This is a genomic window from Streptomyces cinerochromogenes (assembly GCF_014648635.1).
In the GTDB taxonomy this organism is placed as follows: domain Bacteria; phylum Actinomycetota; class Actinomycetes; order Streptomycetales; family Streptomycetaceae; genus Streptomyces; species Streptomyces cinerochromogenes.
Genome location: NZ_BMRM01000007.1, coordinates 1 through 11,442, shown reverse-complemented (window position 1 = coordinate 11,442; position 11,442 = coordinate 1). Strand labels below are relative to the sequence as shown.

Genomic DNA, 11,442 nt, shown 5'->3' with positions numbered 1-11,442 from the left:
CGCCGGCCCTGGTCCGTGGGGCCGGCGGCACGCCTCACCCACGCTTCGGCTTCCGGCTCCCCGCACTCGGCCCGGACCCGACGCGGCGGCCCCTCAGTGCGTCAGCTCCGGATCGGCCTCCCCCTCGGCGAACGTCGGACCGCCGATGTCGGCGAGGCGGCCGTCGGCGATCCCCTGCCAGTAGCCGGAGCCCTTGAACTTCGTGGGGCGTGCCTGCCCGAGCTTCGGGTAGTGCTGGTGGAGCTGGGCCTCGACCTCGGCCGACCGGTGGGCGAGGACGAGTTCGACGCTGCGCCCGGACGGGTGCGTGCCGCCGTCCGCGGCCCCCTGGTCCGCGGCCTCGCTGGCCGCTCGCTGGGCGGCGCCGATGCGCGCGGTGACCTCCCTGATGAACCCGAGCATCCAGGAGCGCTTGTAGGCGCGGGCGTCCTCGCCCGCAGGCCGGTGCCGCCGGCCGGCGTCGTCCGCGCCGGCGAGCATCTGCAACCGCAGGCTGGCGAAGAGCAGCTCGCTCGCCTGGATGTCGGACTCGTAGCCGAACAGGTGCAGCCGGCGCCGGTTGTCCCTGGTGTCGACGAGCACGCTCTGGCAGCGCATCTCCTGCGCGATACGGCTGAGCAGCCGGCGTACCTCCTTGGCGTAGGGAGGGTGCACGTCGATCATCCTGTCCGTCGGCCGGGCGGACTCGCCGACCTCGTCGAGCATGGCCCGCTCGATCCCGTACTTGGCCATGAGTTCCATGGCCTTGTCCAGGAAGGCACGGCTCTCCTCCTGGGTCGCTCCCGGGTCCTCCGCCTTGCGCAGCAGCGCCTTGACCTTGGTGAGCAGTTCGGGGGACATCGCCCTGCGGGAGGCACCGGCGGCACCCGGACCGGAGCCGTCGGAATCAGGGCCGCCGGGACCGGGCCCGTCGGAACCGGAGCCGCCGGAGCCAGGGGCGCCCGGACCAGCGGCGCCCCGACCGGTGGCACCCGGATCATCGCCGCCCCGACCCGCGGCACCCGGACCGGCGGCGCCCCGCCCCGTGGCACCCGGACCAGCGGCGCCCCACCCTGTGGCGTCCTGCTCGCGCTCCCGTCCCTCCCCCGCTCCGCCCTCCCCCGGCCCGGCGATCAGATCGGCCAGGTCCTCCGGGTCGGGCGCGAGGCGGGCCAGCGAGGTGAGGGCCCAGCGCCGCCAGGCGTCCGCGTCGTCCCCGCGGACCCGGGCCCGCACCGTGCGCAGGCGGCCGATGCCGCCGTCGGCCCGGGGGACCAGGAACTCCAGGCGGGCGTGGCCGAGCTGGGCCACCGCGAGCAGGGCGCACAGGCCGGAGGCGTCGTACGGGGCGCAGCGGACGACGACGCCGGGCTCCGGGTACCAGTCGGCGGCCTCCTCGTCCTGGTCCCCCGTCTCCTCGTCCCACATCTCCGCGTCCCACAGGTCGAAGCCGGTGCTCGCCTCGGTGTCGCCGGTGCGCACCCGGACGACCGACGCCGACGGGCGCCCCGAGTAGGCCAGCGCCGCCGCTCTCTCCTGCGGGGACCGGACGATGTGGTACCAGACGGGGATCGTGCCGAGCATGCCCTGCCAGGTGGTCTCGCGGCGCTCGTGGCGCTGCCGCGCCTCCCGGGCGAGGTCGTGGCCCAGCTCGTCGTCGTCCCAGGCGTCCACGTCCGGCTGCTCGTACCAGTCGAGGAACGTCTCCAGGTAGTCGGCCGCCGTGCGCCGGGGCCCGGGCCTGCTGTCGTGCAGCAGGGCCCGCTCGCAGGCCGAGAGGGCGTCGGTCACCGGCTGGAGGACCAGCGACATGTAGCGCTTGACCGCCTCGGACAGCTCGGCGAGGAACGCCCGCGTGGCCTCCGAGCCGGTCTTCTGCTGTGCCCGCCGCCAGGCCTCCGCCTGCTCCACCACGGCCTGCTGCTCGGCCAGCCACCTGAGGTGCCCGGCGCCCTGGAGGTGCTCCTCGCGCAGGAGCACGGCGTCCTCCACCGCGGCGACCGCCGAAGGCGCGCTCATGACCGCCCGGGCCAGCAGGCGGAGCGGTTCCGGTTCGCGGGCGAGGAACTCCGCCGGGGTGACGAGGGCGCGGCCGTGCCGGCGGGGCGCCCGCTCCGGCCGGTCGATGTCGCCGTTCCACGGAACCTCCGCGGACCAGCGCGCCCGCCACTCCGCGAAGTCCCGCTCGGGGTCACCGGTGCGCGGCTGGTGGCGGCGCCACCACCACAGCAGCAGCTCCTCCCAGCCCTCGGCGTTCCAGGCCCACAGGGCCGCCTCGCCGCTGTCGGCGATCAGCGACCGCACCTCACGGACGTCCGCCGCCAGGTCGTGCCGGTAACCGCCGGGTATCAGCCGCTCCAGCCAGCCGACGGACTCGGCCACCGGCTGTGCCCGCGCCTCGTCGGCGGCGATCCTCGCCAGGGTGACGGCCGCCGCCGTGCGCGGATCGCCGAGGTCGGCGGGGAGCAGCCGGTACAGGCCGGGCGCGGTGGTCTCCAGGACGGCGGACAGCTCCCGGATCCGGCCCTCCAGCCACTGCGAGCGCGCCCGCCGGAACGCGTCGGCCGCCGGGCCGTCCCGTCTGTCGTCCGTCATGAGTCCCCCTCCGCATGCCGCACCTCGGTGATCATCCTAGGAGCGGTGCGGGGTCCGCCCGCAGGGGGTTGTCAGTGCCGGCCAGTACGCTGCAGGGCAGATCGGGACGGCATCCACAGGGGGGCGATTTCCATGGCCGAGGCATACCCGGAGTTCCGGCTGCGACTGCCCGGCGGCGGCCCCGAGGCCCGGGGACGGCTGCTGGCGGAGAAGGGGACGAACGGGAGCCAGAAGTTCGTCGTCCTGGCCGGTTCGCCGGGGCGGCCGGAGGTGGTGCCGTCCTTCCCGGTCCGGATCCCGTCGTCGTACCGGCTGCGGCAGCGGCTGATCGCGGAGAGCGTCTTCGTGGAGTCGGAGACCTGGCCCGGATGGATGGAGCTCGTCGAGGACGTCGAGTGCAATTCGCCGACGGCCGCCGCCGAGATCCTGGTCGGCCGCAGTGCCAACGGCTGGCTGGAGTGGAAGTCGCCCGACGGCCATCCGCTCTCCGACTACCTCGACCAGGTGTGGTGGGGTCCCAACCGCACCTGGCTGGTCCGGGGTTCCAACGTCTCCGGCCTCGACCTCGTGCGGCGGCTGTGGCTGTCCGAGGGGCTGGTGACGCTCCAGGCACGGCACCTGCGTCAGGGCATCGAGCAGGGCATCAGCAAGGAACGCCTGCGGGCGGCCGTGGAGGAGGACTACGCCTCCACGGCGACGTACAACCAGAAGGTGCAGCTGGTCGAGGAACTGCACCTGTTCCTCTCCCGGATGCGACCCGGCGACACGGTGTGCACGATCTCGGGCGGCCGGCTGTATCTCGGAAGGATCGCGGGTGGCGCGGAACAGGTCGCGTCCGAGGACGGCCGGTCGGACCTGCGCCGTCCGGTCGACTGGGCGGAGCAGGGACACCCGTACGAGGACCTGCCGGAAGCGCTCCAGCAGAAGCTGTCCGCCCAGCACGACGTGATCGACCTGACGGCGGTCCGGGACCTGGTCGAAGGACTGGGGATAAGCGACGAGGAGCTGATCGAGGAGGCCGAGGCGGCCGACCGGGACCCGAGCGTGGAACTGCCCGCCCTCACCGCCCGCCGGGAACCGGAGCTGCCCGTCCCGACGGAGGAGCTGGCCGCCGACCTCCTCGTCCACGACGCCGACTGGCTCCGCGAGGTGCGGGACCTGCTGTGCGACGAACGCCAGCTGGTGCTGTACGGCCCGCCGGGCACCGGCAAGACGTACCTCGCCCTGAAGCTCGCCGAGTTCCTCGGCGGCGGACCGGAGCAGGTGAAGCTCGTACAGTTCCATCCCTCCTACGCCTACGAGGACTTCTTCGAGGGCTTCCGCCCCCAGGAGGACCCGCGGACACAGCAGGTCGCCTTCCGGCTCACCGCCGGCCCCCTGCGCGAGCTCGCCGATCTCGCCTCCCGGGAGGGCAACCACCACATCCCGCACTTCCTGATCATCGACGAGATCAACCGCGCCAACCTGGCGAAGGTCTTCGGCGAGCTGTACTTCCTGCTGGAGTACCGGAACAAGTCGGTGCGGCTCACCTACTCCGGCGACGACTTCGCGCTGCCGCCCAATCTGTTCGTCATCGGCACCATGAACACCGCCGACCGCTCGATCGCCCTGGTCGACGCGGCCATGCGGCGGCGCTTCGCGTTCGTGGAGCTGTCGCCGCGCGCCGAGCCGACGAGCGGGCTGCTGCGCCGCTGGCTGCTGCGCGAGGGCCGCGGCACCGAGCCGGCCGATCTGCTGGACGCGCTGAACTCCCGTATCGAGGACCCCGACTTCCGCATCGGGCCCTCGTACCTGATGAAGAAGGGTGTCTACCGGGAGGGCGGTCTGGAGCGCACCTGGCGGACCCGGATCCTGCCGCTGCTGGAGGAGCACCACTACGGCGAGGGCGTGGACATCGAGAAGCGGTACGGTCTGGCCGCTCTCCGGGAGTCGCTCGGGTGACGCGCGCCGTCGACCTGGTCGAGCACGCGCCCGCCGTCAGTGTCGCCCTGCCGGACCCCGTGGGCCGTGCGCTGGCGGCGGCGGGTGTCGTCGAGGCGGTTCCGGATCCGTACACCCCCGGCCGCTGGTCGCTGCGGGCCGGCAGCAAGGTCGGTGCGGTGGCCGTCACGGCACCGGGTGAGGCCGGCGCGTTCACCGTGCGGATCGCGCCGAAGGTCCCGGTCGCGCGCCTGTTCTTCCTCCTCGGCTACAGCCTGGACACCCGGGCCCTCTGGCGGGACGGGGACGTCGGGGTCGCCGGGCACCGCGGTCTCCTGCCCGCGCTCGCCCACGCCGTGGAGCGGCAGGTGGACCGGGCCTTGCGCCAGGGACTCCTCCAGGGGTACCGGGTGACGGAGGAGACCTCCCTGGTGGTGCGCGGCCGGATCCGGGAGACGGAGCAGATACGGCGGCGGTTCGGGGCCGTGCTGCCGGTCGAGGTGGCCTACGACGAGTTCACGACCGACATCGCGGAGAACCGCATCCTGCGCACGGCCGTGGAACGTCTGCTGCGGCTGCCCGGCGTGCCGGGCGAGGTGCGCCGCAGGCTCCTCCACCAGCGTGCCCGGCTGGCCGACGTGGACGTGATCGCGCGCGGTCGGCCGCTGCCGGCGTGGCAGCCGACGCGCCTGAACTCCCGGTACCACCAGGCCCTGCGCCTGGCCCGCGCCGTGCTGGACGACACCTCGGCCGAGCACGCCCCGGGCGGACTGCGGGTCGACGGCTTCCTGTTCGACATGAACAAGCTCTTCGAGGACTTCGTGACGGTGGCGCTGCGGGAGGCCTGCCGTGCGCACGGGCACACGGCGCGGCTCCAGGACCCGCACCACCTCGACGTCGCCGCCGCGATCCGGATGAAGCCCGACCTCGTACTGTACGGACCGGACGGCACGGCGCGTGCCGTCGTGGACGCCAAGTACAAGGCGGAGAAGCGGCACGGCTTCCCGGACGCCGACCTCTACCAGATGCTCGCGTACTGCACCGCCCTCGGCCTGCCCGAGGGGCACCTGGTGTATGCCCGGGGGAACGCCGCGCACGCCGCCCACACCGTGCGGCACACCGGCGTCGTCATCCACCAGCACGCCCTCGACCTGGACCAGGAGCCCTCAGGGCTGCTCGCGGACATCGGCGAGGTGGCCGCCCGGCTGGTGAACACCCGGCGCGTATGATCCACTGCGCAGGGTCCGTCCAGGGGGGAGACCACCTCGTGCCGCAGCTCGCGTTCGCCAACAGCTTCTGGGAGAGCTACGACGTCCTGGAACGGCCCGTCAAGGCCGGCGTGCGCAAGGCCATGCAGAAGTTCCAGCAGCTCAGCGTGGCGCAGTTGCAGGCGGACAAGGGGCTGCACCTGGAGTCCGTGGTGAACGCCCGCGACCCGCGCATGCGGACCATCCGGATCAACGACTTCTGGCGGGGTGTCGTCCTCGCCCCGGACGACGGCAGTGACGTCTTCCTGCTCGTCAACGTCGTCCCCCACGACGAGGCCTACTCCTGGGCCGCGAAGCGGCTGTACACGACGAACTCCGCCACGCGGGCCCTGGAGGTCCGCAACGCGGTCGCCATCGAGGAGCTGACCCCGGCCCTGGAGAAGGCGGCCGAGGCGGCGGACTCCCTGCTGTTCGCCTCGTACTCGGACACGGTGCTGCGCGACCTGGGCATCGACGACCAGGTGCTCCGTGCCGTACGGACCATCGTGAGCAAGGCCCAGCTGCGGGCGTTCGAGACGCTGCTGCCGGAGGACCAGTGCGAGGTCCTCCAGTACCTGGCCGAGGGATTCGGCCCGGACGAGGTGTACCGGGACGTGGTCGCGGTGAGGCGGCCCGCCGACGCGGGCCCCGACCCGGACCAGAGCCTGGCCGTGGCCATCGCCAACACCACGAGCCGTATCACGCTGGTCACCGGCCCGGAGGAACTGGCCGGCATCCTGGAGAAGCCCTTCGCCGCCTGGCGGGTGTTCCTCCACCCCTCCCAGCGCCGCGTCGCCTACCGGGTGTCCTACGGCGGCCCCGTGCAGGTCACGGGCGGCCCCGGGACCGGCAAGACCGTCGCGGCACTGCACCGGGTCAAGCACCTGCTGACCCGCTCCCCCGACAGCCGCGTGCTGCTCACCACCTTCACGGGCGCCCTGGCGGCGTCCCTGCGGGAGAACCTGTCCGTCCTGCTGGACGGCGACACCTCCCTCCTCGCGCGCGTCGACGTCACCACCGTCAACTCCCACGCGCACGGCATCGTCGGCCGCCTCGACGGCAGGGTGCCCGCCCCGATCGGTGACCGGGAGGAGCGGCAGCTGTGGCAGCGGGTCGTCAGGAAGCTGGGACTGCCGTGGACCGAGCAGTTCCTGGCGCAGGAGTACCGGCACGTGATCCTCGCCCAGGACCTGCGCACCCTGGACGCCTACCGCGCCGCCTCCCGGCGCGGCCGCGGCAGCGCGCTGTCCCCGTCGCGGCGTGAACAGCTGTGGCCGGCCGTCGAGTTGTTCGAGTCGATGCTGCGCGACCAGAAGGCCACCACACACCTGCGGATATGCGCGCGGGCCGCCGAACTGCTCGCCGCCTCCTCCCCCACCCACGACCACGTGGTGGTGGACGAGGCCCAGGACCTGCACCCGGCGCAGTGGCGTGTCCTGCGCGGCTCGGTGGCGCCCGGCAGCGACGACCTGTTCCTCACCGGCGACCCCCACCAGCGGATCTACGACTCCCGGGTGTCCCTGGCCTCCCTGGGCATCGCGGTGACCGGCCGGACCCACCGGCTGCGCGTCAACTACCGCAGCACCGAGGAGATCCTGACCTGGTCCACGAGGATCCTGAGCCCCGTCACCATCGAGGACCTGGCCGGTGACGGCACCGACTCCCTGGCGGGCTACCGCTCGCTCCTGCACGGCCGCCGCCCGCACGTCGACGGCCACGGCTCCGAGCAGGCCGAGGTCGCCGCGCTGGTTGAGCGGGTCCAGGGCTGGATCGCCCAGGGCATCCGCCCCTCGGAGATCGGTGTGTGCACCCGGTTCAACCTGCTGCTGGACAAGGCGTACGACAGGTTGTCCGCGGCCGGGGTGCCGGTGGTCCGGGTGAAGGACCACCCCGGGCCGCAGGTGGAGGGCGTCCGGCTGGCCACCATGCACGCCATGAAGGGACTGGAGTTCCGCTGCGTGGCGGTGCTGGGCGTGACGGCGGGCGCGGTGCCCTTCGCCCGCGAGGTCACTCCGGCGTCGGTGGACGCGCTGCAGCACGAGTCGGATCTGCTGCGCGAGCGCTGTCTGCTGTTCGTGGCGTGCACCCGGGCAAGGGAGGCGCTGGCGGTGTCGTGGAGCGGGGAGCCCAGTCCCTTCGTCCCCCGCTGAACCGGCGGGGGCCTCAGTCGGCCGGCGGCGGTGCGAGGGCCCCGCTGCCCAGCCCGTCCCGGGCCAGCGCGGCGGCCTCCCCGCTCAGCTCGGCCACCCTGCGCGCCCGCTCCTCGAACTCCCGCAGCGCCCGGAACGCGGCGCCGTAGCGGCGCTGTTCGGCGAGGTCCATCTGCGGGATGCGCGCGCCCCTGGCGTCGAGCCGGAAGGTGCCGCTGGTGCTCGTGGAGCGGCGCGTGTTCGCCGAGCTGTGCAGGAAGCCCTGGAGGAAGTCGGTGTCCAGCTGGTCGCTGACGGAGAGCGGTTCCGGGTCGCCGAACTCCACCAGTCCGGCCCGCGCGAGGTCGGCGACGCTGACGGAGGGGCCGTCCTGGACGCCGCCTCCGCGTCCCCCGGTCAGGGAGGGAAGCAGCTCGGCGAGCCGGCGGACCTGTTCGTCCAGCTCCCGTCGGAGACGGTCGTACTCGGCGGCGTAGTCGCGGTGCGACTCCCTGACGGGCCGGCCCGGACTGAGGTCCACGGCGTCGTCGAGCAGGTCGATCAACGGCACGTCCACGGTCTGCTCGGGCCTCGGCTCCAGCGGGCCGTCCGGTTCGTTCGCGGTCAGGTCCACCATGCGCACGCTGGTCGCCTCGTCACCGGACGACCGCGGCCGGCGCAGCTGCCACAGGTGCACGGGGAGTGCGTGGGAGGCCGCGCTGCCGGGCGGCAGGGCGACGACCTGCGTCAGCACGCCGCGCCGTACCAGTTCGGCCCGGATACGACGGCCGGCCTTGCGGTAGGCGACCGACGCCGGCATCACCATCAGGACACGGCCGCCGGGCGCGGTGTGGGCGTAGGCGTGCTGGAGCCAGGCCAGTTCGCCCTCGGCCCGTGACGGCGTGCCGAACTCCCAGCGCGAGTCGAGGAGCAGCTCCTCGCGTCCCCAGTCGTGGTCGCCGACCGGCGGGTCGCAGACGACCACATCGGCCTTCAGAGCCGGCCAGTGGTCATCGCGCAGGGAGTCCCCGACGGCGATCTCGACGCCCGGGCGTGAGGTGAGCCGCGCCCTCAGCCGGGCGAACCGGCCGCTGCGCTCGTCGGTCTCCTGGCCGTACCGCCGGGGGCCGCGCTCGGGCCCCACCGTCAGCAGCAGGGTGCCGATGCCGCAGGCCGGGTCGAGGACGGTCGCGTCGTCCGGCAGGTCACCGACGAAGTGGCGCACGGCGCGGACGATGCGCGGCGAGGTCACCTGGTCCGATCCGGCCCGGCGGACCGAGTCGGTGAAACGTTCGGCGAGGCCGTTCACCCGCTCGTCCGCCGAGCCCTCCTCGGCCGCCGTGCGCAGCAGACGGACGGCCTCGGGCGGCAGTGCCGCGGGCGCCTGCGCCGCCGGCTCGGCCAGCAGCCGGGCGGCGTCGGCGAGGGCCCCGAGCATGTCGTCACCGTAGGCTCCGCGCAGCGCCTGCCACAGCCGGACCTCCTCCGACAGGTCCTGTCCCTTGCGCTGCTTGTCCAGCCACGCCTGCACCTCGGCCAGGCGGAAGAGCGGACTGCCGGCTCCTCCGCCGGCCGGTGCCGGGAAGTCGTCGTACCGTCGCCTCCAGTTGGAGACCGCGGCACGGGTCACGCCTGCGAGCCGGGCGATCTCGGAACCGGTGACCAGCGGACCGGCCTGAGGGCCAGGGGTGTGTGACATACCCGTAACCGTACACACGGCTGTCCGCCGCCTCCAAGATCCGCTCGTTGACGCCGTCAACGTGTGGGATCTCCCGACATGACGGGGGACACTGCCCGGGGGCCGGGGCGTCAGCGCCAGATGTCGTCGAGCGTCAGGCTGTCGGCGGACGTGGTGAAGACGGTGCGGTTGTCGCCGTTCTCCCAGGTGACGGTGCCGTCGGGGTTCTTCTTCAGGTACTTGTACTGCACGGCGGTGTCGGGCGGCAGCTGGTGGGTGCCGGCCCACAGGGGGTAGGTGGCGGAATCGGTGGTCAGCGGGAGGGCCTTGGCCGGGTCCCAGGCGCCAAGGTCCGCGACGCTGCCGGACACGTAGAGGTTCTGGCCCCAGGTGGTGACGGCGGTGGCATGGAAGGTGGCCGTCATGGGGGCGATGTTCCAACGGTCGTCGTTGCCCGGCCCGTCCGGGGAGACGGTCAGGGTGCGGTTGGAGATGCTTTCCCAGGTCACGACGCCGGTCGGGGAGCGCTTGATGTACTTGTACTGCACCGTGAGACCGGCGGGCAGCTGGACGCTGGTCGACCAGTGCGGGTAGGCGCTCGCCGTGGTGCCCAGCGGGACGGCCCTGGCCGGGTCCCAGGCACCCAGCTGCGGGGCGCTGCCGGACACCAGGAGGATCTCGCCCTCGGTGGCGGCCCGCACCCCGAACGTGACGGAGACGTCCTGTGCCGCGGCCGCCCGGGCACGGGGGGCCGTGACGGCGAGGAGGCCGGCGAGGAGCACGCCGAGCATGAGGACCGACCGCCAGGCGGACGGGACCCGATGACGTATCGAGAACATGTCACCCCTTGTGTGGTGGGAAGCGGCCACGGGCGCCGCTGCGCGGGCGGAGGCGGGCTCGTGCCCGCCGTCCGCGCACATCTCAACACGAGGAGAAGTCATCCGGTGACCGAGCGTGCTCCTCGCGTTCGACGGAGCATGCGATTCGGCCGCACAGCCCGAGTTCGTCCGGGCTGTGCATCAAAGGGTTGAACAGACTCACGGACGCCCAGGGCAGAGGCATCTCCGACCGGCCCACCTGGTTCGGAGACCACGAACCCTTCTCCGGGCCGACATCCGCAGGCCACCACCCGGCCGCGGCCCGGCCCGCCGGACGTCACCAGGCTCCTTGCGCAAGTTGACGCAAAAGAATTCATGCAGCGAGCGGTCCAAGCGAGGTTCTCTCGCGGATCGACTCCGTGACGCCCTGCTCCTCGACCAGAAGTCCGTTCACGACGTGCGGAGATGGCGGCGGACTCCCCGCGAAACTCCCCACGAAGCTCTCTGCAATTCCTTGCAGTCTCCCTCGCAACCCGGCGATTGCTCGGCACGATCACGGACCGCACGCGGCGGCGGAGTACACGAGCCGCGACAGCGGCCCGGGGCGAGCGGAACCCCGGCCGCCGCACGGCCGGGGTTCCTCGACGAGGCGGTCAGGAGCGGTCAGCGCTGCAGGGTGAGGACACCCGGCCGCCACGGCAGCTGGTCGTAGGGGCCGCTGGCGCTGGGGGACTTGCCCTGGTAGAGGAGCTGGAGGTTGCAGGGGTCGATGGTCATGGTCTGGTCGGGGTTGGTGCGGACCAGGTCACCGTGGCTGATGTCGTTGGTCCAGGTGGCACCGCTGTTGGCCTTGCCCGCGAAGGGGTTGCTCTCGCTCGCGGCCTGCGGGGTCCACGAGCCGCTCAGGCTGGTGGCGGTGAAGGAGCGGAAGTAGCGCTGCTCGTTCGCTCCCCGGGCCTCGACGATCATGAGGTACTGGTTCTGGCCCTGGACCTTGTAGACCTGCGGCGCCTCGAACAGGTTCTTCGTGGTGTCGCTCATGACGGTCGTGTACGACGAGCCGAAGTTGCCCGGGA

Annotated in this window: 7 protein-coding genes; 3 read left to right on the top strand and 4 right to left on the bottom strand. The window is 72.8% G+C overall.

Annotated elements, in window-relative coordinates:
* Positions 1–93: 93 nt before the first annotated feature.
* Complete coding sequence (locus IEZ20_RS15240) at positions 94–2,574, bottom strand: DUF2786 domain-containing protein (RefSeq protein ID WP_189298594.1); 2,481 nt, start codon at positions 2,572–2,574, stop codon at positions 94–96.
* A gap of 132 nt (positions 2,575–2,706) precedes the next feature.
* Here IEZ20_RS15240 and IEZ20_RS15235 point away from each other — a divergent pair, with 132 nt between their 5' ends.
* The 3 genes from IEZ20_RS15235 to IEZ20_RS15225 are packed head-to-tail and all read left to right on the top strand — an operon-like array spanning position 2,707 to position 7,891.
* Positions 2,707–4,515 carry a DUF4357 domain-containing protein gene (locus tag IEZ20_RS15235; protein ID WP_189298592.1) on the top strand — a complete coding sequence of 603 codons (1,809 nt, stop codon included), beginning with the start codon at positions 2,707–2,709 and terminating at the stop codon, positions 4,513–4,515.
* A complete protein-coding gene (locus tag IEZ20_RS15230; RefSeq protein ID WP_189298590.1) occupies positions 4,512–5,723 on the top strand; it encodes an McrC family protein in 1,212 nt (403 codons plus the stop codon). The genes IEZ20_RS15235 and IEZ20_RS15230 overlap by 4 nt, the downstream gene beginning before the upstream one ends.
* Positions 5,724–5,761: 38 nt before the next feature.
* Positions 5,762–7,891 (top strand): UvrD-helicase domain-containing protein, encoded by a 2,130-nt coding sequence (locus tag IEZ20_RS15225; RefSeq protein WP_189298588.1) that lies wholly within the window; start codon positions 5,762–5,764, stop codon positions 7,889–7,891.
* 13 nt (positions 7,892–7,904) lie between these two features.
* Here IEZ20_RS15225 and IEZ20_RS15220 read toward each other — a convergent pair whose 3' ends face one another.
* From IEZ20_RS15220 to IEZ20_RS15210, 3 genes are all read right to left on the bottom strand, one after another.
* A complete protein-coding gene (locus IEZ20_RS15220; RefSeq protein WP_189298586.1) occupies positions 7,905–9,569 on the bottom strand; it encodes an N-6 DNA methylase in 1,665 nt (554 codons plus the stop codon).
* A 110-nt stretch (positions 9,570–9,679) separates the two neighbouring features.
* Complete coding sequence (locus IEZ20_RS15215) at positions 9,680–10,387, bottom strand: CBM20 domain-containing protein (RefSeq protein ID WP_189298575.1); 708 nt, start codon at positions 10,385–10,387, stop codon at positions 9,680–9,682.
* Between the two features lie 642 nt (positions 10,388–11,029).
* A partial coding sequence (locus IEZ20_RS15210; RefSeq protein WP_268253032.1) for a non-reducing end alpha-L-arabinofuranosidase family hydrolase occupies positions 11,030–11,442 on the bottom strand: 413 nt, incomplete at its 5' end.

Coding starts and splice junctions, on each gene's coding strand:
- IEZ20_RS15220 (WP_189298586.1), bottom strand. CDS start 9,569: ATGTCACACACCCCTGGCCCTCAGGCCGGTCCGCTGGTCACCGGTTCC.
- IEZ20_RS15240 (WP_189298594.1), bottom strand. CDS start 2,574: ATGACGGACGACAGACGGGACGGCCCGGCGGCCGACGCGTTCCGGCGG.
- IEZ20_RS15215 (WP_189298575.1), bottom strand. CDS start 10,387: ATGTTCTCGATACGTCATCGGGTCCCGTCCGCCTGGCGGTCGGTCCTC.
- IEZ20_RS15235 (WP_189298592.1), top strand. CDS start 2,707: ATGGCCGAGGCATACCCGGAGTTCCGGCTGCGACTGCCCGGCGGCGGC.